The following is a 24,823-nucleotide window of genomic DNA, read 5'->3' on the forward strand; positions in this document are numbered from 1 at the left end:
CCCCAAATTCATTCAGTGGAACTGGTGTATCGCCCGGCCACTGCGACCTCAAGCTGAACTGCGCAACCTCGCGCGGTTGTTGATCAGCCAGAAGCCCGCCGCCACCAATGGCGCATCGCGGAACCGGTGGGTTTCCAGCCCTTTGGCAAAGTCGTCGAAGGGCAGGATAATACGGCGGATATCTTCGCCTTCACTCTCCACGCCGCCACCATCACCCAAAGTGGAAAAATCCGCCAAGGCAAGGAAAGCAGTCACAAACTCCGTGCTGGACCCGGTGCTGGAATAGGTGGCACTGATCTTCTCCAACCGGATTGGCGTCAAACCTGCTTCCTCTTCGGCCTCGCGCATTGCAGTGGTTTCCGCCGCCTCGCCCGGATCGACCAGCCCTGCAATCGCCTCGATCACCCATGGCGACGGATCGCCCACGGCATAAACGTTCACACGAAACTGCTCAATCAGAAGAACCGCGTCGCGCACCGGATCATAGGGCAGAACAACCACGGCCTGCCCCGCAAAGAACGCCTCCCGATCAAGGGGATCGGACATTCCGCCATCATAAAGCGGATGGCGCATCTCCATGCGATCCAGCGCAAAGAAATGGCTATGCACCCGGTTGCGCGACAGGATCTCAACCCGCTCAGCGCCATCCCGATGATCGGGCGATGGCCCGCGCAACCGGGCCGCGCGCATCGTGTCGGCCCGCCTGCGCATCATCGGCAGTTTATGCGCAAGCTCCTGCGCGCTCCATTGCCCGTAATGGGCCATGGCCTCTGCCGCGGCGATCAGGCTGACCTCACCCCAATCGCGGATCCAGGCGTCAAGCGACCACGGATCGCCTTTTTCAAACCCGCCCTCTTGTGGGAAATAGACCTGCGCAGCGATGGTTTCTCCGTCCGGCGCCACAGCCGTGACATCGCGCAGATCGTAAGCAAACCCGCCCTCATAATAGTTCAGCCGCGCGATATCTTCCGCGCTCAGACTGCGCAGGATAAGCCCCCTGGCTTGTCCTCCCTGAGCTTTGGAAATCATCGGAAAGCACTGGCCAGCGACCCAATGCACGGCATGGTCAGGCAACGTCGCCTCGACCAGATCCATGGCCTGGGCAGAGCGGCCCAGAACCCGCTCAAGCAGCGGAAGGTGGCGTAGCGTTCCGTAAAAGAAAAGCGGCCTCAGCGCCATTTGCGCGAGACATATTCGGTCACAAGCCCGGCGCAGACCGCACCGATCAGCAAGGTGGCGATGATATTGGGCTGGGCGATGGTGACGGCATAGTCATAACTTACCTCGAAAATACCCATGATCGCGTCGAACGCACCGTCATAGCGGTTGCGCATCGCAAGGCGGAACATCTCGTAACAGCCCTGCACGAAAAGTGCCCAGAACACCATCACCGCAACGCCCGTCAGCCCGTTATTGATCCCCGGAGTGAAGCCGCGCCCCGCGCGCGTTCCCATGACCTTCCAGCCAACCGCCGCGCCAATGGCCATGTTCACAAAGGTGAAATAGCCAAAGTCCTTGCCTTCCGGAAAAAGCGGCATGATCTGGCCCGAAACGATGAATGCAATGACAGCAAGGCTCACCGCCGCAAACAGACTGGCTGCATTTGGCATAATGGTTTGCACGGGCCTTCCCTCAGCTTGGTCGGGAAATCGTAATCTGGGTCACGTCGCAATTTCCACTGTGAAAAGTAGATGCGCATGAGGTGAGGTAAAAATTCCACATCCTGCGGAACCGCTCGTCAAACCCCAGCTCGGCCACCTGATCCCACTTTTCATTGAAGGTCTCATGCCAGCGGCGCAGCGTCAGGTCATAGCTTTGGCCGAACTCTACCGACCGCACCACCGAAAGGCCGGCATTTTCGACCTGTTCGCGCAACACGCTGGGGCTGGGCAGCATGCCACCGGGGAAGATGTATTTCTGAATGAAATCGACCCCGCGCTTGTAGACCTGCCAGCGCCGGTCAGCCACCGTGATGATCTGTAATGTCGCGTTCTTGCCGGGCTTCAGCCGGTCGCGCACCGTTTCGAAATAGATGGGCCAGTATTTTTCGCCCACCGCTTCGAACATTTCGATGGACGCGATCCCGTCATAGGATCCCCGCTCGTCCCGGTAATCTTGAAGCTTGAATTCGACCTGATCGGAAAGACCAGCTTTTTCAATGCGCTCCTTGGCGTATTTAAACTGTTCTTCGCTGATGGTCAGGCCGGTGACTTTCATGCCACGCTCCTTCGCAGCGTATTCGGCAAAACCGCCCCAGCCGCAGCCGATCTCAAGGATATGATCGCCCGGTTTCGCACCCATCTGGTCGATCATGGAGGCGTATTTGGCGGTTTGCGCCTTCTCGGTGCTTTCCTGACCCGTCTCAAACAGGGCCGAGGAATAGGTCATCGTGTCATCCAGCCACAGCTTGTAGAAGTTATTGCCCAGATCATAGTGATAGCTGATGTTCTTCCGCGCCTGGCTTTTGTGGTTGCGCTGAAACCAGAAGCGCAGCTTTTCAAAGGCGCGCACCAGACCCATACCGGGGAACCCGTCATAGATCCCTTCGTTATCCGCATGGACCAGATCCATGAACGCCTGCAGATCGGGCGTGGACCAGTCGCCATCCAGATAGGCATCGCAGAACCCCAGATCGCCTTCCCGGATCAGGCGGGCAAAGACGTCATCGCTGTGAATATGCATTTCCGCCACCGGACCGGGGTTCTTCCCCTCGGCCCGAAAGACGCGACCATCGGGCAAAACCATGTCCAAACGTCCGTGGTTCAAATGCTCGGCCATATCGAAGACTGGCTTGAAATAGCGGGGCAGGTTCTTTTGACCGTCGGTCGAAGTCAGGATCATTTACTGGTCTCTGTGGTTCTGATTGCGTGTCAGGCTAGGGGGGCAGGCCCCATACAGCAAGCCATGTCGTTCATATTTCTCAGAAATTCCGATTTTCATAGGCGTCAAGCGCGCGCTTGCGCCCCTCATCCGCCGCCACGATCGGATCAGGATAGGAATCGTCGGGCGAGATGGCCCAGCGGCGCGGGATCGCCTCAAAATAGGACAGCGCCGCGTCCGATGGGTTCGCCATCCCCTCGGCAATCCAGTGCCGCACATAGGCCCTGTCAGGGTCGAACTTGTCCAGCTGCGTCACCGGGTTGAAGACACGGAAGTAAGGCGTCGCATCCGGGCCAGAGCCCGCCGACCATTGCCAGCCCATCGCGTTGCTGGCGGGATCCCAGTCGATCAGGCAGTCTTCGAACCATTTCAAACCGATCTGCCAGTGGCACATCAGATGTTTGGTCAGGTAAGACGCGACAATCATCCGCCCGCGATTGTGCATCCGGCCCGTCACATACATCTCACGCAGCGCCGCATCGACAAAGCGGATGCCCGTGCGCGCCCGCTTCCACGCGATCACTTCGGATTTCCGCTCATCGTTGTTCCAGGGGAAGGCGTCCCAGTCTTCCTTCCAGTTTCCGGTCAGAATGCGCGGCGTATGGTGCATCAGGTGATAGGCAAATTCGCGCCAGACCAGCTCTTTCAGAAAGGTTTCCGCACCCTTCTTACCCTCTTCCATCATGCGCCGTCCGGCATGCCAGCATTGATGCGGGCTGATCTCTCCCAAAGCGAGGTTTTCCGACAGGTTCGACGTGCCGTCCTTGTCCGGCCGGTCGCGCGAACTGTCATAGCCGCTGACGATCTCGTCGATGAAATACCCAAGTCGATCCTGCGCCGCCCCTTCGCCCAACCGCACATGGGGGCGCACGATGTCCGCACCACGATTCATCGCGGCACCAAGCTGCCAATCATCCAGATCGTCGGACGCAGGCCAACTGCCAGGCGCGTCGATCTTTCCCGGAGCGCTTAGCGGGCTGTCCACATCCCTGTCCCTGACCATTTTCCAGAACGGCGTATAGACCTTGTAGAACCCGCCAGTCTTCGTTTCGACCGTCCAGGGTTCGAACATCAGATGACCGCCGAAGGATTTCGCTTCGATCCCGTCTTCCTTCAGCGTGCTTTTGATTGTCTTGTCCCGCGACACGCTATCCGGATCATAAAGCCGCGACCAGTACACGGCCCCTGCCCCCGTCTCCTTGATCAGCGTGCGCAGCACCTCCAGCGCCTTGCCCCGCCGCAAGATCAACCGGCTGCCCTTGTCCTTTAACGTCCCGGCCAGATGCTCCAAACCCAGCCCCAGGCGCCATTTCGGCGCCGCGCCAAGGCCGTCAACCAAATCATCGCAGATGAAAACAGGGGTCACCGGTCGCCCGCTTTCGCAAGCCGCGTGCAAAGCCGGGTGGTCGGAAACCCGCAAATCCCGCCGGTACCAAAGGATAATCGGTGAGCTATCGCCTGCCATGACTGCCTGTTCCTTCTTTTGAAAGGAATACGCGCCGGGGGAAGCTGCGGATCAATTACCGTTACGTTAATTGGTCACAGAACATCATCCAGCGCGTTCAGCAACTGGTCGACCTCGGCCCGGCTGGTGTAATGGACGAAACTCAGGCGCAAAACGCCCTGTTCCGGATCGACGCCCATCGCCTCCAGCGGGCGGTGAGCATAGAAATCTCCGCCCCCGCAATTAATCCCATACTCGGCCAGCTTGGCCGCCACGGGTTCAGCGGGCCGGTTCAGCGCCAGCGCCACCGTGGGCGCGCGATGTTCTGCGTCCGAGGGGCCAAGAAGCCGCACCGCGTTGCGCGACTTCACCGCATCCAGCAGGGGCTGCAGGATCTCGACCTCATGGGCGCGCATCAGATCATGGGCCAGCGCCGCGCGCCCTGCCGGATCCAGATCGCCGCCGCCATGGTGGCCGGCCAGCGCGTCGACGTAATCGGCCATCCCCGCACAGGCCGCCACCTGGGCGTGATCCGGGCCAGCAGGCGTGAAGCGCTTGTAAAGCGTGCCGCCGTTGAAGTGATGGCCCTGATTGGGCAGCATGTCCCCCAAAGCACGGCGGATCACCATGATCCCCTGATGCGGCCCATAGGTTTTATAGCTGGAGAACAGATAAATATCCGGCCCCAGCTCGCCCACATTCGGAAACCCGTGCGGTGCATAAGACACACCGTCTACACAGACAAAAGCCCCTGCCGCATGGGCAATTGCCGTGATCTCGATCACCGGGTTGATCTCGCCCACCACGTTGGAGCAATGCGGGAAAGAGACCAGCCTGACTTTCTCGTCCAGCAGGTCTTCCAGGTCTTCGGGGTTCAGACGCCCGCTATCCGGGTCGATCTGCCATTCGCGAATCTCGATCCCGTCGTCGGCCAGCCTGCGCCAGGGCCCGGAATTGGCCTCGTGATCCTGGTTGGTCACCACGATTGCCTCGCCCGGCGACATCCATTGCCGAAAGGCCTGCGCCAGAACATAAGTGTTCTGCGTGGTCGACGGGCCAAAAGACAGCTCGTCCCGCGCCACACCCAGCATCGCGGACAAGCGCGTGCGCGCCTCGTCCATTTCTTCGCCACCCAGACGGCTGGCCTCATAGGCGGAATAGGGTTGCACCTTACGCTGCCGATAAAACCGCGTCAGCCGGTCGATGACGGCACCACAGGCGTAAGACCCACCGGCGTTTTCAAAGAAGGCCTGGCCCTGCAGCGAAGGTTCGGAAAAAGCAGGGAACTGCGCCCGCACGAAATCAAGATCAAGTGTCATGCGCCGCAGAAAACGACGCGCGCCGGGCCTCGTCAAGCCCGGCGCGCACCTTGGTCACAAATGGACCGTTACTTCATTTCCCGCCGCTCGGTCATCAGTCCGCGGAAGATCGCAAAACACATGACCAGCAAGACCGCGGTGAAGAACAATCCGGTCGAGATCACCATCGCCTGAAGACTGTCCAGACCAGCGGTCCCTGCAGCCCCCAGAAGCAGCACTGCCGCCACGGCGCCTTCGAAGATGCACCAGAAGATCCGCTGCGACACAGGCGCATCGACCTTGCCGCCAGCTGTGATCGTGTCGATCACAAGGCTGCCAGAGTCCGACGATGTCACGAAGAAGATGATCACCAGCACCACCGCCAGAACCGACGTGATCGAGGCCAGTGGCAGCTCACCCAGCATCGCAAACAGCGAGATTTCGGGTTTATACGCCGCAATCACGTTCTGGAACACGCCCGAGTCGGTCGCACCGGCAATCACCTGGCTGATCGCCGTGCCACCGAATGTCGCCATCCAGAACACGCAGACCAGCGACGGGATCAGCAGGACGCAGACCACGAATTCACGCACCGTCCGCCCGCGGGAAACACGCGCGATAAACATGCCGACGAAGGGCGACCAGGAAATCCACCACGCCCAATAGAAGGTTGTCCAGCCATGCAGGAATCCGGTGTCTTCACGACCAACCGGGTTCGACAGCGGCACGATCTCACGTGCATAGGCTGCCAGCCCGCCAAAGAAATCGCCCAGAATCGCGATGGACGGTCCTGCGATAAACACGAAGACAAGCAAAAGCGCGGCAAGGCCCATGTTGATTTCTGACAGGACCTTCACCCCGCCATCCAGACCGCGCACCACCGAAATCAGCGCAATCGCGGTGATAAAGGCGATGATCAGAACCAGCAGCACCGAGCTGTCATTGGACGCATCCGCATTCCCCCACAGAAAGCCCATGAAGTTGCGCGTGCCGTCCTCGGCACTGCCCGACCCGAACACCTCGGTTAGACCCGAGGCGACCTGCGTCGCGCCAAACCCCAGAGAGGTCGCCAGACCGAACAGCGTTGCAAAGGCGGCAATCGTGTCGATCGCATTGCCCCAGAACCCCCAGACCCGTTCGCCCAAGAGCGGATAAAAGGCCGAGCGCAACGTCAGCGGCAATCCCTTGTTGTAACTGAAAAGCGCAAGCGCCAGCGCCACGATCGCATAGATCGCCCAAGGGTGCAGACCCCAGTGGAAAATCGTCGCCGCCATCGCCATTTGCCGCGCCGCTTCAACCTGCGCCGCATCCGCCACGACACCATCGACGATACCAAGCTCGCCGCCCAGGGGTTGGTCTCCCCATGGGGTGCCGAAATAGTAGACAGGCTCAAGCACGCCGAAGAACATCAGGCCAATACCCATGCCTGCAGCAAACAACATCGCAAACCACGCAGGATAACTGTAGTCCGGCCGCGCCTCGGACCCGCCCAGCCGGACCGATCCCCAGGGTGTCACGATCAGGATCAGCGCAAAGACCACGAACAGGTTGGCCGACATCAGGAAAAACCAATCGAACTGGCTTTTGACATAGTTCCGGATCGCAAGGAATGTGTCACGCGACCACTCGGGCGCGATCAGCGCCAGTCCCACGAACAGCACGACCATTACGGCCGAAACCACGAAGACGGGGTTGTGAATATCAAGCCGGAAAGGCCCGATTCTCGTTTCGATATTGTCCTGACCGATCTCGTAATCGGTCTCGATGATATCCGACGCGCCTTCTGGCGCAGGGATACCCTGGTTTACTGTTTCATCGGCCATGTGGCCTTCCCTCCTGTTATGCTTTTTGGTTCAGGCGTGCCCGGCCGGATCAGTCACGGACCAGCATGACCGAAGCCTTGGCATGCTGCGACAGATACGGCCCGTGGCCTTCAAATATGTAGTCACTCAAACCCGGCTTGTGGCTTTGCATCACGACAAGGTCCGCGCCGGTATCGGCCACCGCCTTCAGCAGCGCCTTATCCATATCCACCGCCGGGTCGTGACTTTCGACCATATGGCTCGTGGCGGTGATTCCGTGCTGGCCGGATTGGCCTGCAGCGAAATCGGCCAGCTTGGATTTGTACTCCGCTGGTGTATGCGCCACTGACCCCGGCGTCTGTGCCGTGACCCCGACATAGACGATTTCCGCCCCGTATTGACCCGCTAGACCGGCCGCGCATGTCAAAGCGCGATCCAGCGAAGCCGCATGGGCAAGATCGACAGGTACCATGATTTTGCTGAACAATTGTCCCTCCTCCTCAGCGCGCCCATGACAGGGCGCCGTCTCAGACCAACGCTCGACGAGCGTGTCCCGGCGCCTATTTTTTTGGCACCTGAGATAGGAGGAGCCTAACGCGCGTGCCTGCAGAAATGCAAACACACGCGACCAGCTGTCGCCCGGGAGCGACGCATCAGGCTGTCAATAAGGGCTGTATCAGGCGTTCACGTCGACAACGACGCGGCCCTTGACCTGGCCCTTCAGGATATCGGCACCCAGTTGCGGCAGGTCCGCAAGGGTTGCCGGATGCGCCATCGCCTCCAGCTTTTCCATGGGCAGGTCGCTGGCGATCCGCTCCCAGGCGCGCAGACGGTTGTCATAGGGCTGCATCACGCTGTCGATGCCCAGAAGGTTCACCCCACGCAGCAGAAACGGAATGACGGTTGCAGGCAAGGCCGCGCCGCCTGCAAGGCCCACAGCGGCGACCGAGCCGCCATATTTCATCTGCCCCAGCACCCGCGCCAGCATCGCGCCGCCCACGGCGTCGACGCAACCGGCCCATGTTTCGCCCTCCAGCGGGCGCTTGGTGGTCTCGTTGATGTCTTCGCGCGGTACGATCTGCGTGGCCCCCAGCGATGTCAGGTAATCGGCGGTTTCGGGCCGCCCGGTGACTGCGGCCACCTCATATCCCAGATTGGCCAGGATCGCCGTTGCCACCGACCCCACGCCGCCAGCAGCACCAGTGACCAGCACCGGGCCTTGCCCCGGTTTCAGACCGTGATCTTCCAGTGCCATCACCGCCAGCATCGCGGTGAACCCGGCTGTTCCGACAGCCATGGCCTGGCGGCTATCCAGACCGCCGGGCAGCGGCACCAGCCAATCGGCCTTCACCCGGGCTTTCTGCGCATAACCGCCCCAATGCACCTCGCCCACACGCCAGCCGGTCAGCACCACCTTGTCGCCGGGTTTGTACCGGTCATCACTGCTTTCCTCGACCGTGCCGGCAAAATCGATACCCGGCACATGCGGGTATTGCCGGACAAGACCGCCACCCGGACCGATGCAGAGGCCGTCCTTGTAGTTCACAGTCGAATACTCGACCGCAACGGTCACATCGCCCTCGGGCAAATCCGCGACGCTCAGGTCTTCCACGGCCGCGGATGTCTTCCCGCTCTCTTCGTCCTTGCGTACAACCAGTGCCTTCATCTCGCCAACTCCCATGTTCTTCTTGCCAAAAATACGAATTCCGCAGGCCCGCAACGGGCGCTACAGCCAGAATTTCTCGTGCACGGTGGCCATGCGCATGCCATCCTGGGTTTCAACCTCAAGGCGGGTGCCTTCGTTCCAGTGGGTCATCCGCACCATCCCGATAGACACGTTGGTCTGAAAATCAGGCGACCATGCCGCCGAGGTGACTTGCCCCACCCGCTTGCCATCCGCGTAAAGCGGCCAGGCGCGGTCGCAGCGGGGCACCTTGTCGCCGTCAATGGCAATCGCGCGGATCTGTTGCACCGGGCCTTCCTTGGCCACGCGCAACAAAGCGTCCCGTCCGATACAGCCAATCGCCGTCTGCGTGTCGCAGAATCGGCCCAGCCCGCATTCATGGGGCGTGTTGTCATCGGTCATGTCATTGCCGTAGCTCAGCAACCCCGCCTCGATCCGCTCGATGCCATTGGGGCAGCCTGCGCGCACGTTCAGATCCTCGCCCGCCTTGAAAAGCTCATTCCAAAGCGGCATGCCCAGGTCCGAACCCTCGACATAGATCTCGAACCCGCCCTGTTTCGAATAGCCCGAGCGCGCAATCGCCAGATCGCGCCCCATGAACTGGAACATGTCAAAGCGGAAGAACCGGATATCGCGCACCCGGTCGCCAAAGACGCGGGCCAGCAGATCATCCGATTTCGGGCCCTGAATGGCCAGAGGACTCACGTCAGGTTCATCCACCAGCACGTCCAGCCTGTAGCCATTGGCGATCCCCTTGACCCACAACAGAAGGTCACTGTCGGCAATGGAAATCCACCAGCGATCCTCGGCCAGCTTCACCGCGACCGGATCGTTGAGCATACCGCCGGTTTCATCCACGATGGGCACATAGAAACACTGCCCCGGCAGCATCCGCCGCAGATCGCGTGGCGTCAGCATCTGCATCAGGCGTCCCGCATCAGGGCCGCGCAGTTCGACCTGGCGTTCACAGGCAACGTCCCAGACCTGCACATGGTCCTTCAGATGCCGGTAATCCGCCTCCACGCTCTCGAAAACTGTGGGCAGCAGCATGCGGTTATAGACCGTGTAGGCCGAGACACCCGCTGCTTCGACACCGTCGGAAAAAGGGGTGCGCCGCAACCGGCGGGACGGGGAAATCAGCGCCATTCTGGGGCCTCATCTGGCATGAAGGGAATATCCGTATCCACCGTCTCGACCCCAAGCGCGGTCAGCGCGGCGTGAACCTGCCCGCGATGATGCGTCTGGTGATTGAAGAAATGGGCCACGCACATGGCATAAGGCTTGGACATATCCCGTCCCAAAGCCCCCGAATACCAGGTCAGATCACCCTCGAATGCGTCCTCTGCCACACTCCAGGACCAGGCGGCGATGCGGGAATCCAGGGTCGGACGCCCGCGCATCAATGCGGGCCAATCATAGGCCTTTCCGGTTTCAGTCAGCGGTCTTGCCGGAGCCTCTCCCCCATCAAAGCGCGACATCCACATCATGTCGGCCCACAGCAGGTGGCTCAGCGTCCCTCTGATCGATCCCCAGAACAACCCGCGATCTGCCTCCCGCGCGGCCTCGTCCAACGCGTCCACGGCCTGAAACATCCACTGGTTCTGCCAGGCGTTATACCGCGCCATCATCTGCGCATAGGCAGGCGTGATCATCACTTGGGGCCTTTCCAGTCGATCGGGCAGATCTCGGCCGATTTGCCACCGAAATCCCAGATCCGGCCGTAATCGCGCACCTTCGACTTGGTGCCGCGCGCCGCGATGATATCCGGCCCCATCCAGTATTTCGAATTGGTGATCATGACCGGATGATCGTCCGAAAGCCCGTCGATCATCTCGATCTCACCCTGGATCTTGCGCCCGATGTAAAGCCCGCGCTTCTTGCCGTCGCGCACGATCTCGACCTTCTCGCGTTCCGCACCCACGATGTCACTCACCAGCATGGTGAACAGGCCCGTGGTGCCGCCCGCCGCGCCCGAGAAAATCTGCAACAGCCCGTTATATGCCTTGCCCGACGCACGATCATCGACATAGGCCGCGACCTTCCAGCCGCCCTCGCCCATCCGGCCGGGGATTTCGACCATCAGACCTACGTTCAGACCGCTCAGGTCTTCGCCCTCGAAATGGCCCTCATCAATCGCAATCGCCATCCAGGCATAGCAATGCCCCTCGGTCGGCGGGTGCGCACCAAGGCTGACCACGCAGGGGCAGAACACGGTGCACGAGCAGTTCAGAAACAGCTCCCCCTTGATGGCCCATTCCGTGGGGCGCATCTGCCGCCGCTTGGGGTTTTCCATCCGCTGGTCGATCCGCTGGCTGACGGGCAACCTGTCGGCGTCGGGACGTTTCTTGACGGCCATGATTTACACTCCCATGAAAAAGGGCCACATGATCACGGCGAACCCGCCCAAGATCAATGCGAAACCCATTGGTTTTACGACGAAATGTCCGATTTGGGGCAGCTTTTCCAGCACCATGAACAGCGTGGCAAGCCCCATCCAGAGAAGGCTCATCATGCCGCCCACGAACCCCAGCGCCATGAAGCCCCAGCAGCAGCCCACGCAATAGACGCCCAGACCCAGCCCCATACGCAGGCCGCCCAGGGCACCGGGCCGCCAGCGGGTCAGGAAATAGCTCATCGGCGAATGGCAGACCCCGTGGCACAGCTCTTTCGCTCGGGTGAACTGGAAGGCCCCCACGACGATCAGCAACCCGGCCGCGAACCAGCGCGAGGTCGGAATGCCCAGCATGTCGATCACGCCGGAAAACAACAGCGCCAGTTGTACACCCGCGATCAGGGCCGCGAAGGCCACCCAGACGATGAAATACCCCGTCAGCACGCCCAGCCATCCGGCGCGCGTGCCATTGGCGCTGACCATCAGATCTTCGTACGTGCTCAAGGTCGGCACCATGGTGGGCAGCATCATCGCCGCCATCATCACCGCCCACATGGAAAACAGCGGGCCAAACTCGGCCATAGGCATATACATGTCCATGCGCGGATCCATCGCCGCCATCGCCTGCGCCATAGGCCCGGGGCGGCCGATCAGATCCAGATCCATCCCTGTCGCCATGGTGTAAAGCCACCACCACGCCAGAAGGATCCCGGCAAAAAAGCCCAGCCAGAGAATGCTGCGGATCATCGGTTGCGACACAAGAGCCCTCCCCGACTCAGAACTTGCAATTTAAATGTCAGACTTTTAAATGTCTGACAAATGAAAATTGATCCCGAAAAACGCACCGATCTGTCGGCCCAGATCGCAGATGCCATCCGCGAGGCGATCATCAGCGGGCGTCTGATCGTTGACGAACGCCTGCCCTCGGAGGCCGAGCTTGCCGATCAATTCGACGTCTCCCGCCCCACGGTACGCGAGGCGCTGAAACGGCTGGCCGCGCAATCGCTGATCCGGACCCAGCGCGGGGCCACGGGCGGCGCTTTCGTGAACCGGCTCAGTTTCGAAGACGCCTATTCCCAGCAGATCACCACCTCGACCCTCCTGCTCAGCATGAATGCGGTCAGCTTCGACACGGCCTGCGAGGCGCGCTATGCTTTGGAACGGGCCTGTGCACCACTTTCAGCGCAACGGCGCAGCCCCGATCACCTGGCCACCATGCGAGCCGAAATCCACCGCCAGTCTCAACCCGGCCTGACGGATGAGGCCTTTTGCGCCTCCGACGTGGCCTTTCACCGGGCGCTGGTCGATGGCGCAGGCAACCCGGTGATCTCCTATCAATTGGCCGGCGCGGTCGAGGCGATGCAACCGCTGATGAACATGATCACCTTCACCGCCCGTGACCGCGCGGCGATCGTGTCGCTGCACACGGCCATTGCCGATGCGATCGAAGCGCAGGACGCGCCCGCCGCCGATGCCCAACTGGCCGAACTGGAACGATATACGCGCCAACTGGCCCGCGACGTGCTGGCAGCCCGCGCCGCGCGTGTTAGCGGCACTTGACCGGATAGGTGATCCGGAACTGACCCTCCGGCACTTTTATCGCCGGGTCGAAACAGGTCACCTTGCCCGGCCCACGTACCCAGTAAAGCTGCGGATCGACCTGCCGCCTCTGATTGGCGTCCGCGCCTTCATGCACTTCGAAATGAAGGTGCACGAACATCCCCATCGCCCCGGTCGCCCCCATCGTACCGATCTGCTGGCCGCGCGCCACTGTCGCGCCCTCTTCCACCAGACGCTCTTTCAGATGCATGTAGACCGTCTTGTAATCGACGCCTCGCGCATCCTTCCCGTGGAAAATCTCCACCCGGTTGCCGAAGGCCGGTTCATAATAGGACGCCGTCACGGTGCCGCCGGCCGCCGCAAGGATGGGCGTGCGCAGCTTCGCCCAGACATCCAGACCCGGATGAGCGTCGGTGCCGATCTCTGACCCTTTGCGGAATTGTTCCGAAATGAACGGAGCATTGGGCGGCATCTCGATATCGACCGCATAGCTGACGCCGGGCGCATAGTAATCATATCGCCCGTAAAGATCGTCGCGATCACAGCCCGCAAGACCGACCGCGACCAGCACAAGCAAAACCCGCAGCACCATTCCCGTCATCCTTACCCTTGATCAGACTATACGGCGCCAACCCGGCCTGTCCATTCTGGAAGACCTGCGGCTCAGCAACCGGAAAGGCTTGCAGAATCCACGGCGCGGCTTACCTCCGCCCCATGACAGACTGGATCACCCTTATCGCCACGCTTTTGACCATCGCCTTCGGTCTTTTCGGCTTTCTGGCCCCCCGCTACACGGCCGGGGCGCTGGATCTTGAACCCAAAGGCTCCACCATGGGCCTCAGCGAGATGCGCGCCTCGGTGGGCGGGCTTTTTGTAGTGTCGGGTCTGGCCGCGCTCTGGCTGGATCAGCCGCTGGCATATGCCATGATCGGCTTTGCCTTCGTCGGCGCCGCCCTGGGCCGCGTGCTGTCGCTGATCTTCGACAAACCGCCCGTAGGCAAAGTGCTTCTGTTCGGCGGGATCGAAGCGGCGCTGGCCGCCGCATTTCTTCTGATCCACCTCTGACCCCGTTGAACGGGCCGCAAATCCTGCATATATATTGGATGTCCTTCGGGACTATGGACATAAACGCGCTCGTAATAAGCGGATCGGACCCGGGGGCGGTACCCGGCGGCTCCACCAAATATCCTTCATTTGGGGATCATGGGGCCGAAACAGGATCGACGAACGTCTAAAGGGGTTAGCTTTGTCTCGGCGGGGTACCACCGTTATCGGTCCGACAAGTACAATTGCAAATGACAATCGTGCTCCGGTTGCCGTTGCTGCGTAAGCAGTAACAAGACCGAAACTTAAGCCCTTGCGCCTAGCCGCGTAAGGCGGGGTTCGCAGGCACCTGGCAACAGAAGCCTGCACTTCCCCCCTCCTCGCGCCTACTCCGGAATGTACCGGCCGGGATAAATCAGATCCGGATTGCCGCCAAAGCTGGCCCGACCACCACGATGCAGATCGGTCCAATCGCCGCCCGCGATATCGTAAAGCGTGTCGCCTTCCTGCACGACGCGTCCGGGGACCGGCATGTTCAGCACCTGATCCGGCGCCAGCGCGGCGCTGCTGGCAAGCGACATCCCGTTGGCATCCGCCAGAAGCCGCCAATACGCATCCACCTTGTCGCTGTCGGGGTCTTCCCCCCGCGCCGCCATTGCAGCCTGGGCAACCGACCAAAGCGATTCCTCGGACTTCACCGCATAAGGCACGCCAGGGCGTGGCGGTCCCTGATCGATGCTGTCGAGGATCTTCAGAACCAGACAGTCGTAATCATGTCCGCAATCCGGATACGCCCTGCGAAAATCCGCGGCCAATTCGTTGGGCCCCGTGAATTTTCTCGCCCCGTCGCGGCCCATCGCGCTGTAGACCGGGGTGCGGCCATCGCTGGGCGTGTCTTCGGTATAGAAATTCATGTCATCGGGCTCGGTCACGCTGTTGGCCCCGGCAAGAAACGTCCAGTTGATGAACGGATAATCACGCGCATCAATGGTACGCGGCTGGTCACGGCGCAAAACGCGTTGGAACATCATCATGTTCCACGAATGCAACCATTTGCCCAATGTGCAGGTTTGCCCGATCACAACCTGTGCATCCGCGCTCCCACCTCCGAGTGAGAGAGAGCCCGCTGTCGACACCTCGGTCAATTCGTCGAAAACCGGCGCCGCTGCCGCGCGCAACTCGTTCCGCAGACGCAGCGTCATTTCAACCGGGTTGTCGTAATCGACCTCTGCAGGCAAATCGACCTGCCCGTCCTCATGCGCAAACCCATCCAGGAACGTGCCCTGCGCAAGCTCGGAACAGAAAAGCGACGCGATATCCGACCCAGACAACCCACCTTCGGCAAAATGCGGATGTGCGGCAAAAACCATGTCGCGGATACGGATATTGCTGCGCAGCAGTTCTTCAAAGTGGTTATAGACGATCGTCTTGGCCACATAGCCGCCCATCGAATAGGCCGTAATCGTCAGATCCTCATCCATGTCGATCTGCTGCAAGCCGGTTACAATCTGCCGGGCAATCGACAGGAAATCCAACGCGCGCCCGTCGATCGGGCGCGTCCCGGAATAAACCAGAGTTTGTGTCCCGTCCGCCTCGACCCGGAAGATCTGAACTGGCAGCAGACGGCCATTTTCCCGCGCATGGCCTGCGTTGTAATTCACGGCATAGACACGGTGATACTTCTCTTCCATAAGGCGGCGCACGGAATTGGCAGGATCCAGGAACGCGTTTGCCGGGATGTTTCCCCCCATGCCAGGGATCAGCAGAAAACTGCGCGCACCGCGTTCGCCCGTGATGTCGGGCGGTGTGGCCGGAAGGGGCTTGCGCGCTAATGGCGTCGCCGGCAAACAAAACCGGATACGGTTGACGATGTCGCTGACCTCGTCGATCGCGAAATCCGGCAGGCTGGTGCCGCTCATCTTGTCTTCGATCCGGTCAGCCAGACCGCTGATACGGGGATAAACAACAAGCCCCCTGTCGCAGGTTCGTTCGTCATCGTCACCGCAGGCCAATTCGCCTTCGCCCCCGCAGGATTTGCAGAACTTGGGCGGCACCCCCGAAAAGCCAGCCCCAATCTTTGCAAAAAAGCCGAACTGAAACAGATCATATTCATCGCATTTCTCGGCCAATGCGGAACTGGTCGAAGCGAGAAACAAAGAAAGGATTAAGAAAAAGCGGACAAACATAAAAGAAACCTTTCAACATCATGAAACCGGGGCTCAATGATCAAAGCTTACGCTGGGTCAAACTGAAGCAAAGTCAGAATATCCATACCCAAAGGCGGAAATATGTCGTCCATGCTGCGCGCCGTTCCGGCGCTTCGGATCGCTGTCGGGATTGCGATTTGCAAAAACACGGCATAGCCCCGGGTCATCTGATGAGAATCCGGACAAACCCCACAGGCCCCTTTCGTTTCGCAACGAATCCAATAGAGTAATGTCAAAGGTGAGTGACACATCAATGGCACGCGATATTGACTATGGAAATCTGATGCACCGCGCCATGCGCGGGCTGATCAAGACTGTGCTGGAAGATGTGGCCGAACACGGGCTGCCCGGTGCGCATCATTTCTTCATCACCTTCGACACCACCCATGACGATGTGGAAATCGCGGACTGGCTGCGGGAACGCTATCCTTCCGACATGACGGTGGTGATGCAGCACTGGTATGAAAACCTTGAGGTCAGCGAAGACGGATTTGCCGTGACGCTGAATTTCGGTGACCAGCCCGAGCCGCTTTACATCCCCTATGACGCGATCAAGACCTTTGTCGATCCGTCGGTTGAATTCGGCTTGCGGTTTGAAACCGGAGACGGGGAAGACGACGACGATGATGATCCCGATCCCGGCAAACGCAGTGACAGCGGGTCCGAGGATGAAAAGCCCCACGCCGATGCCGAGATCGTCTCGCTCGACCGCTTCCGCAAGTAATCAGCCTTTTGTCAGAAACGTATCAACGCTGCGCGTGACCTCACCGTTGCGCACCACGCGAAACGCCAGTTGAAGACCGCCTTCCACAAGGGTGCGGTCAAACTGCTGCAGCTCGTAATCGCCGGCCTCATCGACAAACAGGGAAAACACGGTCAGCGTGGCGTCCTTGATCCGCGCCCAGACAAAGGGTTCGCCTTTCATCGGATCCAGCTGCACCTCGTGCCCAAAAACATTCCGCTCCATCGCGGCAGAGTAAACGCCGTCGCGTTCGCTGGGCACGAACTCGATCAGGTAATCTTTTTCGTTGATGCTGCCATCGGCGCGCACGGATGTGGTCGACCATGCGACCGAGAACCCGGACTTGGTTTTCGCGATCTCAACGCTCATATCCCGGTTTGCGCTGGTGCCGTCGGATCGGACCACCTCGGCCGAGCCGGAGTAATACCCTTCAAACGCATCCAGCACTGCGTCCTGAGCCAAAGCCAGGCCAACCATGCTGATCCACATCGCGAGGATCATCACAAAGCGCAAGATCAGGTGAGAACCCATATCGGCCCGGGTCACGATTTATCCTCCTGCATATATGGAACAAAGATAAGCATGCTGGCGGGCTTTTTAAAGCGAAAGCTCATGTTTCGCCCCTCTGGCATCACCCTTTCGGACCGGCAGTAGAAAGTGCAGACTGCGCTCAACTGGCCAGTTGCGCGTCTAAGGCTTGGGCGCTAGACGGCATGCAATCGTATACAGACGGAGCATACCATGTCTCAAACCCGCACGGAAACCGACAGTTTCGGTCCTCTTGAGGTTCCCGCCGACAAGTATTGGGGCGCGCAGACGCAGCGCTCGATCCTGAATTTCCCGATTGGCTGGGAAAAGCAACCCGTGGCGATCGTGCGCGCGCTTGGCGTGATCAAACAGGCCTGTGCGATGCAGAACAAGGTGCAAGGCACGCTGGATGCCAAGCTCGCGGATGCGATCATTCAGGCCGCATCCGAGGTTGTGGCAGGCAAATTCGACGACAACTTTCCGCTGGTCGTGTGGCAGACCGGATCGGGCACGCAGTCGAACATGAACGCGAACGAAGTGATCGCCAACCGCGCCATCGAAATCCTGGGCGGAACGCTGGGCACGAAAGACCCGGTGCATCCAAATGACCATTGCAATATGGGCCAGTCCTCGAACGACACCTTTCCCACGGCCATGCATATCGCCACGGCGATGACTGCCCATGATGTGCTGCTGCCCGGGCTTGAGAAACTGCACGCCGCGCTTGAGGACAAGATCAAAGTCTTCGACGGCATCATCAAGATCGGCCGCACCCATACGCAGGACGCCACCCCCCTGACGCTCAGCCAGGAGTTTTCCGGCTATGCCCATCAGGTCGCCATGGGCATTGAACGGGTGAAGGGCGCCTTGGGCCGTATCTATGAGCTGGCCCAGGGCGGCACGGCAGTGGGCACCGGGCTGAACACCCGCAAAGGCTGGGCCGAGGCCGTGGCTGCCCATATGGCCGACATCACCGGCCTGCCCTTCGTGACCGCGCCCAACAAATTCGAGGCGCTGGCCGCCCATGACGCGATGGTGGAAATCTCCGGCGCGCTGAAAACCGTGGCAGCCTCGCTTTTCAAGATCGCTAATGATATCCGCCTTCTGGGCTCTGGCCCCCGCTGCGGTCTGGGCGAACTGATCCTGCCGGAAAACGAACCCGGCTCCTCGATCATGCCGGGCAAGGTGAACCCCACGCAATGCGAGGCGCTCACACAGGTCTGCGCGCATGTCATGGGCAATGATGCGGCCGTGGGCTTTGCAGGATCGCAAGGCCATTTCGAACTGAACGTCTACAAACCGATGATGGCCTATAACGTGCTGCAGTCCATGCAGCTGCTGGGCGATGCCTCGGTCGCCTTTACGGACAACCTCGTGGTGGGCCTGAAGGCAGACGAAGTGCGCATCGACAAGCTGATGCGGGAATCGCTGATGCTGGTGACCGCTTTGGCCCCCGAAATCGGGTACGACAACGCGACCACCGTGGCCAAGACCGCGCACAAGAACGGCACCACCCTGATCGAGGAAGCGGTGAAGCTGGGCTTTGTCTCTGAAGAGCGGTTCAACGAAGTCGTCCGGCCCGAAAAGATGATTGGGCCAAAATGAGCAAACCGGTCAACCTGAACCGGTTTCGCAAGGAAAAGGCGCGGGCCGAAAAGAAAGCCCGCGCCGACCAGAACGCCGTGGCCTTCGGTCGGACCAAGGCGGAAAAAACCCAGATGCGCGCGCTGGCCGACAAGGCCGCGCGCGATCTTGATGGTAAGAAACAGGAATGACCGGGCGGCCTGTCAAACGCTCGCTCACGCTGAAGGGGCATCGCACCAGCGTGTCCCTGGAAGAACCGTTCTGGACCGCCTTCCGCGATATTGCCGAAGCGCAAGGAAAACCCATAAACCAGCTAGCCGCTGAAATCGACGCGGAACGGGGCGTGGATATGGGCCTTGCGTCTGCGATCCGGCTTTATGTGCTGGCCTGGTTCAGGGATCATTAACCACTCTTTGCGAGAGTGGCGACATGACCCAACTCGATCGACATCTCAGTGCCGAAGGATGGCTGCTGCACCTCTTCTCTTCAAAAGCCGCAGCATCCGGCAGTGTTGTGCGACGACGCAGCGCGGATATGGAGCGCTATGTGGGACGGGCCCGATTTGAAGCGGAACTGGCTCGGCGCGGTTTCCATGCGATCGAAAACGCAGGCCAAATCGTGGTCTTCTGCAATCAGGAACCCGTCCGCGTGATCCGGTAGGGAGGTTTTGACGCAAAACCTCCCGAGACACTGACGCAGTGTCTCAGAACAGCATTTCTGCGTCAGAAATGCCGCGGAAACTGAGTCAGTTTCCGCCTACACCGACGCTCTATAGATCTTGTCGATATTCGCCCCAAGCGCGGCGTTGAATTCCGCATCGCTCATCTGCTTGCTCAGACCTTCCGTCAGCGCCCGCGAAAAACTGGCGATCATGCCAGGATTGTCCGCCAGTTTCGCACAGGCTTCATCCGTGGAATACCCGCCCGACAGCGCCACGACCCGCAACACCTTGTCCTGCAGACCGGCATAAAGACCCGCCTCGCTGGGCAAGGTCAGCTTCAGCATGATGGCCCCCTCGCCCTCCATCGCGTCAATATGCGCGGCCAGCTCATCGCGCAGGATCGCCTCCGCCTCCGCCTTGGTTGCGGAATGGATATTCACCTCCGGCTCGATGATCGGTACCAGACCCGCCGCGCGGATCTGATCGCCGATGGCAAACTGCTGCGCCACGACGGCCTTGATCCCCTCGGCATTTGCGTCGTGAATGACCGAACGCATCTTGGTTCCGAAGACCCCCGCCGCCTTGGCGCGCTCCAGCAGCGCAGCAAGGTCAGGCATGTCCTTCATCATCTGAACGCCGTTTTCCTCATCGGCCAATCCCTTGTCGACCTTCAGAAACGGCACGACACCGCGATCTTCCCACAGATACGCCGGAACAGGTTTGCCGCCCACAACCTCGCCCATCGTGCGCTCGAACAGGATCGCGCCGATCACCTTCTCGCTTGTGAAATCCGGCGCCTGCATGATCCGCGCGCGCATCGCCTGCACCTCGGCGAACATCGCCTCTTCCCCGTCATAGTCCGAAGGCTCCACGCCATAGAGGCTCAGCGCCTTGGGTGTGGACCCGCCACTTTGATCCAGCGCGGCGATGAACCCCGGCGCGGATGCGATACGATCAGTCATGGTGGCGGTCAAATCTGCTGGCATCGGCCCCTCGCGAATACTCTCTGAATGATGCGCGATGGATAATTCAATCCTGCCCCGATTGGTAGGGCCGATGGCGCTAACGCGGGCGCAAACGCAGCCAGATCCCGTCTTTTGAGCGTACCGTCAGATGCGCCACGGGCACCGGATCGCGCCCTTCGATCCGCTCCACGGCAAATCGCGCCAGAATCATCGACAACAGCAAAGGCCCCTCGGCCATGGCAAAGCCCGCACCGGGACAGACCCGCGCACCGGCTGAAAAGGGAATGTATGCCTCCCGCATGCAGGCCTTGCCGTTTTCGGTTCCCCAACGCGCCGGGTCGAACCCGTCGGGATTGTCCCACAACCGGCTGTGGCGATGCAGATGCCAGGGGCTCAGCACGATTTGCGCGCCGGGCTTGATGTCGCGGTCCCTGAACCGTTCCGGACAGGTTGCCTGCCGCACCATCATCGGTACCGGCGGGTAAAGCCGCAGCGCCTCGCGAAACACATCGCGTGACAGTTTCAGGCGCGACATGACCGCGAAATCGCGCGGCATATCCTCCAACACCGCTGCTTCCCGTGCCAGCTTCTCCTGCCATTCAGGATAAAGCGCCATCAGATACAACGCCCACCCCAGGGCTGAGGCGCTTGTCTCATGCCCCGCCAGGAAAAAGATCGCCACCTGATCGACCATTTCGGCGGTATTGAACCGCGCGCCCGTCTGGGGATCGGGCGTGGTCATGATCCGCGTGGCCAGATCATCGGGGGCCGTTCCGGCCTCGATCGCTGCCATCCGCTCTGCGGTCAGCCGGGTGATCAGCGCCCGGATCTCACCCGCCGCCTTCAACGTCTTGCGGCGATGGGGGCGTGGCATCCATCCGGGCAGGGGCAAAAACGCCGCCAGGTTCAATATCGGCTGGCTGCGCTGATAATCGCGAAACCGGTTAAAGACTTGCGCTGCAATCTCATGTTCGATCGGGATGGAAAACAACGTGCGAAAGATCACGTCCGCGGCGGCATGGCTCGCTTCCGCCTCGATCTCCACCTCTCCGGACGACATCCGCGCGACAGCCGCCTCGCCAGCCTCCCACATGGGCCCGAAGGAATGGCGCAGCTTACCGCCTTCGAACGCCGGGTCGATGATGCGCCGCTGGCGCTCCCATTGCGCGCCATTGGTCAGGAAAACACTGTCGCCCAGAAGTGGGCGCAGCCCCTCTCCGATCCGGTCGGATTTCGGAAAATCGCGGGGCCTTTCCTTCAGAACTGTCGCCACCAGATCCGGCTGGTTCACCAGGTAAGACCGGAAGAACGGCGTTTTGAATTCCGCCATCCACGCACGATACAGCCGTTCGGGCTGGGCCGACAGGATGTCTTGCCGAAACAGCTTCGCATACTGCCACGGTGACACGCGGTCGGCGCGCGATGCAGGCTTGGGCGGCTGAGCCGTCATGCAGCGATCGTTCTGTATTTCGACACCGGCACGTCGATACGCGATCGCGACGGTTCGCGTCCGTCAAACCGCGCGCGCAAGGTCTCGGGGCCCGCCGTGATCCGGAAGTAATCGTAATCACGCACCTTGTCGAAGGCACAAAGATACTGGAAATGCAGCCGGAAAAACCGCCAGCGCAGCTCTTTCCAGCGCCCTTCCGACAGGGTCTGCGTGAAAGCCGCCGAAATCACCAAAGGCCATTTCTTGTTGTCCGGCGCCACACCCGTCACCGCCACCGGATCGCACAGCGCAAAGGCGCAGCCATCGCCCGGCGCGGTCACATCGACCCAGGCCAGTTCATCACGCGCGCTCAGATACCGCAGATCGGCGCGCAGTCTGTGCGCCTTGGGAAGAAAAGACACCATCGGCACCACCTGACCCAGCGACAAAAACCCCAGCGCCGGACCGTTTCCGGGCACTTTGCCAGCCCGGATCAGATCGGCCAGGATCGACACCGCAAGATGCGCGCCCGAGGAATGGCCAACCACCAGCACCTCATCCACGTCAGAGGCCAGAGCCCGCGCGATTTCCTCGCCAAACTGCGCCATCCGCTCCTCCAACTCCGGAGGGTTCGCCCCTTTCCACCGTGCGGAATAGGCAAAATCATGCATCAGGTAATAGGCAAACAGCTTGCCATCCTGCGCCTTGAACCAACGCAGCACAAAGATGAAGGCCGCCACACCGATGCCCCAGGACAGCAACGCAAACGGGTAAACCAGCCAGCGCCAGCCGCCAATCGCGGCCATCAGCCACTCGCCCGCGTCCATGATCAGATCCTGCAACAGCCCAAAGACCAACAGCGCCACGCCCAACTGCGCCAGAAGCATGCCGACCGGGTAAAGCGCTGCGATCACCGGCCCCTTGCGCATCCGCATCAACCGGCTGAGCGCGCCAGAGGTGATGTAGATCCACGCGGTCCGGACCAGCTGCGCATAGGTCGCGGGGATCGTGTTCGACATGCTGTCGCGCACAATATCCGACCAGACCAGAACGTCGATATCGGCCTGCACGATGTCCCCGTCCATCCGGGACGCGACCTGCCAGCCGTAATTCCCCTCACCCGCCTTGGGCTTCAGCCCGATCTCATAGCCCGAGATCTCGGCCTGCGCCTTGCCTTCCTTGCGATAAAGCTCGCGATACCGACGGGGATGAATCGGGTCATAACCGGGAATGTAAAACACCCGGCGCCGCTGCACCTTGGCTGTTTCGCTGTCACGCATCACGTTGAACGCCTGTACTCACTCGCCCATCATTCCGGGTCGTTGAGCCAAAGCATAGTCGAAATTTTTGGCAAGAGTAAGGCGTGGGGGCCCTATCCCAAAGCGGCCAGTCCCGGGAAGGTTTCCAGCAGCCACCAGGAAAAATCGGTGAATTTGCCGGTCAGCATCAGCAGGCCAACGGTCCACAGCAAAAGGCCCATGATCTTCTCGATCCGGTCCATATGCCGCTTCATCCAGCCCATCAGCCCCTGCATGCGTGGGAAGAAGGCTGCGACCAGAAGAAACGGCAGGCCCAGACCCACCGCATAGGTGGCCAAGAGGGCCGTTCCCCGCACCATATCCGCCTCAGTCGCGGCCAGCGACAGGATCGTGCCCAGGATCGGGCCGATACAAGGCGTCCAGCCAAAAGCGAAGGCCAGCCCCAAAAGATAGGCGCCAAAGGCCGATCCGCCCCGGTCGCCCGCATCCATCCGCATCTCCCGATCCAGGATCGAAATGCGGTACACCCCGATGAAATGCGCGCCAAAGATCATGATGACCACGCCCGCGCCCATCACGAAGATCTCCTGATTGGTCAGGAAGAACCGCCCGAAGGCCGATGCGGTAAAGCCCAGAAACAAAAAGACGGTCGACAGACCCATTACGAAAAACAGCGCCGACAGCGTCGCCTTGCGCCGGGCGGCGGCCTCGCCCTGCATGTCGTTCATGGACACGCCGCTCATATAGGCCAGATAGGGCGGCACGATCGGCAGCACGCAAGGCGACAGAAAACTGATGACCCCCGCGCTCAGCGCGATCAGCAGGGCCGGCAGAAGGCTGGCGTCAATCAGGTTGATTTCGATTCCGAACATATGACCCGTCTAGGGGATTTCCCGCGCCCCGTCACCCATACCAAAGGTCACATCCTTGTGGCCCCTCTGAAACAAGCCGCCCGGATACGTTCAAGGCCCATTCCGGTCGCCCGCAAACTGCGCTAAACGGGCGGCATGACCAAGATCGACGACATCCTTGACGCGACCGGGCTTCTCTGCCCCCTGCCCGTTCTGAAAGCGCGCAAGCGTTTGAAATCCATGGGCGCGGGCCAGGTGCTGCGCGTGCTGGCCGACGATCCGGCCGCCATCGTGGATGTGCCGCATTTCTGCATGGAAGCGGGCCACGAGCTTCTGACCCAGGGCGAGGATGGCCCCGCCCAGTTCTACGTCATCCGCAAGGGAAGCTGACGCTGAGCTGCACCGGTCCCTGCACCGGGGCCTCTGTTCTTTTCGCGAGGAGATCCCGGATCAAGTCCGGGACAGACTGCCACAAACGCGAAACGGGCCGCCC

General features: G+C 60.6%; 27 protein-coding genes and 1 other RNA gene. 9 read left to right on the top strand and 19 right to left on the bottom strand.

Annotated features, from left to right (window positions below):
* Positions 1-48: 48 nt before the first annotated feature.
* The 12 genes from TR61_RS01280 to TR61_RS01335 all read right to left on the bottom strand — a co-directional run bounded on the left by TR61_RS01280 (position 49) and on the right by TR61_RS01335 (position 12,247).
* Positions 49-1,179, bottom strand: a complete 1,131-nt coding sequence (locus TR61_RS01280) for a gamma-glutamylcyclotransferase (protein ID WP_050927736.1) — start codon at positions 1,177-1,179, stop codon at positions 49-51.
* The gene (locus tag TR61_RS01285; protein ID WP_342669387.1) at positions 1,170-1,622 is read right to left on the bottom strand and encodes a TrgA family protein; all 453 of its coding nucleotides are present in this window, start codon (positions 1,620-1,622) and stop codon (positions 1,170-1,172) included. Before TR61_RS01285 ends, TR61_RS01280 begins: the two co-directional genes overlap by 10 nt.
* Before the next feature lie 10 nt (positions 1,623-1,632).
* On the bottom strand, positions 1,633-2,841 hold the full coding sequence (locus TR61_RS01290) for an SAM-dependent methyltransferase (protein WP_050927738.1): 1,209 nt from the start codon (positions 2,839-2,841) through the stop codon (positions 1,633-1,635).
* Positions 2,842-2,920: 79 nt separating this feature from the next.
* Positions 2,921-4,345, bottom strand: a complete 1,425-nt coding sequence (locus TR61_RS01295) for a cryptochrome/photolyase family protein (protein ID WP_050927739.1) — start codon at positions 4,343-4,345, stop codon at positions 2,921-2,923.
* A gap of 74 nt (positions 4,346-4,419) precedes the next feature.
* Entirely contained in the window at positions 4,420-5,643 is a 1,224-nt protein-coding gene (locus tag TR61_RS01300; protein ID WP_050927740.1) for an aminotransferase class V-fold PLP-dependent enzyme, read from the bottom strand.
* A gap of 68 nt (positions 5,644-5,711) precedes the next feature.
* Positions 5,712-7,445, bottom strand: coding sequence for a BCCT family transporter (locus TR61_RS01305; protein WP_050927741.1), 1,734 nt, complete (start codon positions 7,443-7,445; stop codon positions 5,712-5,714).
* Positions 7,446-7,494: 49 nt separating this feature from the next.
* Positions 7,495-7,911: a universal stress protein gene (locus TR61_RS01310; RefSeq protein WP_050927742.1), complete on the bottom strand. Its 417-nt coding sequence runs from the start codon at positions 7,909-7,911 to the stop codon at positions 7,495-7,497.
* 189 nt (positions 7,912-8,100) lie between these two features.
* The gene (gene acuI, locus TR61_RS01315; RefSeq protein ID WP_050927843.1) at positions 8,101-9,090 is read right to left on the bottom strand and encodes an acryloyl-CoA reductase; all 990 of its coding nucleotides are present in this window, start codon (positions 9,088-9,090) and stop codon (positions 8,101-8,103) included.
* A 60-nt stretch (positions 9,091-9,150) separates the two neighbouring features.
* Positions 9,151-10,254, bottom strand: coding sequence for a dimethylsulfoniopropionate demethylase (locus tag TR61_RS01320; protein WP_050927743.1), 1,104 nt, complete (start codon positions 10,252-10,254; stop codon positions 9,151-9,153).
* Positions 10,245-10,760 carry a DinB family protein gene (locus tag TR61_RS01325; RefSeq protein WP_050927744.1) on the bottom strand — a complete coding sequence of 172 codons (516 nt, stop codon included), beginning with the start codon at positions 10,758-10,760 and terminating at the stop codon, positions 10,245-10,247. Before TR61_RS01325 ends, TR61_RS01320 begins: the two co-directional genes overlap by 10 nt.
* Complete coding sequence (locus TR61_RS01330) at positions 10,760-11,464, bottom strand: DUF1326 domain-containing protein (protein WP_050927745.1); 705 nt, start codon at positions 11,462-11,464, stop codon at positions 10,760-10,762. Before TR61_RS01330 ends, TR61_RS01325 begins: the two co-directional genes overlap by 1 nt.
* 3 nt (positions 11,465-11,467) lie before the next feature.
* The gene (locus TR61_RS01335; protein WP_050927746.1) at positions 11,468-12,247 is read right to left on the bottom strand and encodes a DUF2182 domain-containing protein; all 780 of its coding nucleotides are present in this window, start codon (positions 12,245-12,247) and stop codon (positions 11,468-11,470) included.
* A 72-nt stretch (positions 12,248-12,319) separates the two neighbouring features.
* Between TR61_RS01335 and TR61_RS01340 the strand changes: the two genes are divergently transcribed.
* Complete coding sequence (locus TR61_RS01340; RefSeq protein ID WP_050927747.1) at positions 12,320-13,060, top strand: FadR/GntR family transcriptional regulator; 741 nt, start codon at positions 12,320-12,322, stop codon at positions 13,058-13,060.
* Here the strand turns inward: TR61_RS01340 and TR61_RS01345 are convergent.
* Complete coding sequence (locus tag TR61_RS01345) at positions 13,047-13,652, bottom strand: M23 family metallopeptidase (protein ID WP_050927748.1); 606 nt, start codon at positions 13,650-13,652, stop codon at positions 13,047-13,049. The two genes, TR61_RS01340 and TR61_RS01345, sit on opposite strands and share 14 nt — an antisense overlap.
* Before the next feature lie 122 nt (positions 13,653-13,774).
* On the opposite strand from TR61_RS01345, the gene TR61_RS01350 reads away from it, so the two are divergent.
* A complete protein-coding gene (locus TR61_RS01350; RefSeq protein WP_050927749.1) occupies positions 13,775-14,125 on the top strand; it encodes a DUF4345 family protein in 351 nt (116 codons plus the stop codon).
* Between the two features lies 1 nt (position 14,126).
* Positions 14,127-14,474: a transfer-messenger RNA gene (ssrA, locus tag TR61_RS19570) on the top strand.
* Positions 14,475-14,490: 16 nt separating this feature from the next.
* Here ssrA and TR61_RS01355 read toward each other — a convergent pair.
* Positions 14,491-16,260 carry a LysM peptidoglycan-binding domain-containing protein gene (locus TR61_RS01355; RefSeq protein WP_172676915.1) on the bottom strand — a complete coding sequence of 590 codons (1,770 nt, stop codon included), beginning with the start codon at positions 16,258-16,260 and terminating at the stop codon, positions 14,491-14,493.
* 304 nt (positions 16,261-16,564) lie between these two features.
* Between TR61_RS01355 and TR61_RS01360 the strand changes: the two genes are divergently transcribed.
* Positions 16,565-17,035, top strand: coding sequence for an SspB family protein (locus TR61_RS01360; RefSeq protein ID WP_050927751.1), 471 nt, complete (start codon positions 16,565-16,567; stop codon positions 17,033-17,035).
* Here the strand turns inward: TR61_RS01360 and TR61_RS01365 are convergent, their stop codons facing one another.
* A complete protein-coding gene (locus TR61_RS01365; protein ID WP_342669388.1) occupies positions 17,036-17,599 on the bottom strand; it encodes a hypothetical protein in 564 nt (187 codons plus the stop codon).
* Positions 17,600-17,794: 195 nt separating this feature from the next.
* Between TR61_RS01365 and fumC the strand changes: the two genes are divergently transcribed.
* The 4 genes from fumC to TR61_RS01385 are packed head-to-tail and all read left to right on the top strand — an operon-like array spanning position 17,795 to position 19,825.
* On the top strand, positions 17,795-19,186 hold the full coding sequence (gene fumC / locus TR61_RS01370) for a class II fumarate hydratase (RefSeq protein ID WP_050927752.1): 1,392 nt from the start codon (positions 17,795-17,797) through the stop codon (positions 19,184-19,186).
* Positions 19,183-19,356, top strand: a complete 174-nt coding sequence (locus tag TR61_RS01375) for a DUF4169 family protein (protein ID WP_050927753.1) — start codon at positions 19,183-19,185, stop codon at positions 19,354-19,356. The genes fumC and TR61_RS01375 overlap by 4 nt, the downstream gene beginning before the upstream one ends.
* Complete coding sequence (locus TR61_RS01380; protein ID WP_050927754.1) at positions 19,353-19,571, top strand: ribbon-helix-helix domain-containing protein; 219 nt, start codon at positions 19,353-19,355, stop codon at positions 19,569-19,571. The genes TR61_RS01375 and TR61_RS01380 overlap by 4 nt, the downstream gene beginning before the upstream one ends.
* A 23-nt stretch (positions 19,572-19,594) precedes the next feature.
* Positions 19,595-19,825 carry a hypothetical protein gene (locus TR61_RS01385; protein ID WP_050927755.1) on the top strand — a complete coding sequence of 77 codons (231 nt, stop codon included), beginning with the start codon at positions 19,595-19,597 and terminating at the stop codon, positions 19,823-19,825.
* Between the two features lie 96 nt (positions 19,826-19,921).
* Here the strand turns inward: TR61_RS01385 and TR61_RS01390 are convergent, their stop codons facing one another.
* The 4 genes from TR61_RS01390 to TR61_RS01405 form a co-directional block, all read right to left on the bottom strand.
* The gene (locus TR61_RS01390) at positions 19,922-20,788 is read right to left on the bottom strand and encodes a fructose bisphosphate aldolase (protein ID WP_157440789.1); all 867 of its coding nucleotides are present in this window, start codon (positions 20,786-20,788) and stop codon (positions 19,922-19,924) included.
* Positions 20,789-20,888: 100 nt separating this feature from the next.
* Positions 20,889-22,241: a cytochrome P450 gene (locus TR61_RS01395; RefSeq protein WP_050927756.1), complete on the bottom strand. Its 1,353-nt coding sequence runs from the start codon at positions 22,239-22,241 to the stop codon at positions 20,889-20,891.
* Entirely contained in the window at positions 22,238-23,500 is a 1,263-nt protein-coding gene (locus TR61_RS01400) for a hypothetical protein (RefSeq protein ID WP_050927757.1), read from the bottom strand. Before TR61_RS01400 ends, TR61_RS01395 begins: the two co-directional genes overlap by 4 nt.
* 92 nt (positions 23,501-23,592) lie before the next feature.
* Positions 23,593-24,351, bottom strand: coding sequence for a cytochrome c biogenesis CcdA family protein (locus tag TR61_RS01405; RefSeq protein WP_050927758.1), 759 nt, complete (start codon positions 24,349-24,351; stop codon positions 23,593-23,595).
* A gap of 135 nt (positions 24,352-24,486) precedes the next feature.
* On the opposite strand from TR61_RS01405, the gene TR61_RS01410 reads away from it, so the two are divergent.
* Entirely contained in the window at positions 24,487-24,720 is a 234-nt protein-coding gene (locus tag TR61_RS01410) for a sulfurtransferase TusA family protein (RefSeq protein ID WP_050927759.1), read from the top strand.
* Positions 24,721-24,823: the final 103 nt, after the last annotated feature.

The organism is Aestuariivita boseongensis, assembly GCF_001262635.1.
In the GTDB taxonomy this organism is placed as follows: Bacteria; Pseudomonadota; Alphaproteobacteria; order Rhodobacterales; family Rhodobacteraceae; genus Aestuariivita; species Aestuariivita boseongensis.

Bases quoted from the DNA above. Each gene is read 5' to 3' on its own strand.
- TR61_RS01325 (WP_050927744.1), bottom strand. From the start codon at position 10,760: ATGATCACGCCTGCCTATGCGCAGATGATGGCGCGGTATAACGCCTGG.
- TR61_RS01410 (WP_050927759.1), top strand. From the start codon at position 24,487: ATGACCAAGATCGACGACATCCTTGACGCGACCGGGCTTCTCTGCCCC.
- TR61_RS01345 (WP_050927748.1), bottom strand. From the start codon at position 13,652: ATGGTGCTGCGGGTTTTGCTTGTGCTGGTCGCGGTCGGTCTTGCGGGC.
- TR61_RS01280 (WP_050927736.1), bottom strand. From the start codon at position 1,179: ATGGCGCTGAGGCCGCTTTTCTTTTACGGAACGCTACGCCACCTTCCG.
- TR61_RS01295 (WP_050927739.1), bottom strand. From the start codon at position 4,345: ATGGCAGGCGATAGCTCACCGATTATCCTTTGGTACCGGCGGGATTTG.
- TR61_RS01340 (WP_050927747.1), top strand. From the start codon at position 12,320: ATGAAAATTGATCCCGAAAAACGCACCGATCTGTCGGCCCAGATCGCA.
- TR61_RS01360 (WP_050927751.1), top strand. From the start codon at position 16,565: ATGGCACGCGATATTGACTATGGAAATCTGATGCACCGCGCCATGCGC.
- TR61_RS01305 (WP_050927741.1), bottom strand. From the start codon at position 7,445: ATGGCCGATGAAACAGTAAACCAGGGTATCCCTGCGCCAGAAGGCGCG.
- TR61_RS01390 (WP_157440789.1), bottom strand. From the start codon at position 20,788: ATGACTGATCGTATCGCATCCGCGCCGGGGTTCATCGCCGCGCTGGAT.
- TR61_RS01330 (WP_050927745.1), bottom strand. From the start codon at position 11,464: ATGGCCGTCAAGAAACGTCCCGACGCCGACAGGTTGCCCGTCAGCCAG.
- TR61_RS01400 (WP_050927757.1), bottom strand. From the start codon at position 23,500: ATGCGTGACAGCGAAACAGCCAAGGTGCAGCGGCGCCGGGTGTTTTAC.
- TR61_RS01300 (WP_050927740.1), bottom strand. From the start codon at position 5,643: ATGACACTTGATCTTGATTTCGTGCGGGCGCAGTTCCCTGCTTTTTCC.
- fumC (WP_050927752.1), top strand. From the start codon at position 17,795: ATGTCTCAAACCCGCACGGAAACCGACAGTTTCGGTCCTCTTGAGGTT.
- TR61_RS01290 (WP_050927738.1), bottom strand. From the start codon at position 2,841: ATGATCCTGACTTCGACCGACGGTCAAAAGAACCTGCCCCGCTATTTC.
- TR61_RS01385 (WP_050927755.1), top strand. From the start codon at position 19,595: ATGACCCAACTCGATCGACATCTCAGTGCCGAAGGATGGCTGCTGCAC.
- TR61_RS01395 (WP_050927756.1), bottom strand. From the start codon at position 22,241: ATGACGGCTCAGCCGCCCAAGCCTGCATCGCGCGCCGACCGCGTGTCA.
- TR61_RS01405 (WP_050927758.1), bottom strand. From the start codon at position 24,351: ATGTTCGGAATCGAAATCAACCTGATTGACGCCAGCCTTCTGCCGGCC.
- TR61_RS01350 (WP_050927749.1), top strand. From the start codon at position 13,775: ATGACAGACTGGATCACCCTTATCGCCACGCTTTTGACCATCGCCTTC.
- TR61_RS01335 (WP_050927746.1), bottom strand. From the start codon at position 12,247: ATGATCCGCAGCATTCTCTGGCTGGGCTTTTTTGCCGGGATCCTTCTG.
- TR61_RS01320 (WP_050927743.1), bottom strand. From the start codon at position 10,254: ATGGCGCTGATTTCCCCGTCCCGCCGGTTGCGGCGCACCCCTTTTTCC.
- TR61_RS01375 (WP_050927753.1), top strand. From the start codon at position 19,183: ATGAGCAAACCGGTCAACCTGAACCGGTTTCGCAAGGAAAAGGCGCGG.
- TR61_RS01380 (WP_050927754.1), top strand. From the start codon at position 19,353: ATGACCGGGCGGCCTGTCAAACGCTCGCTCACGCTGAAGGGGCATCGC.
- acuI (WP_050927843.1), bottom strand. From the start codon at position 9,090: ATGAAGGCACTGGTTGTACGCAAGGACGAAGAGAGCGGGAAGACATCC.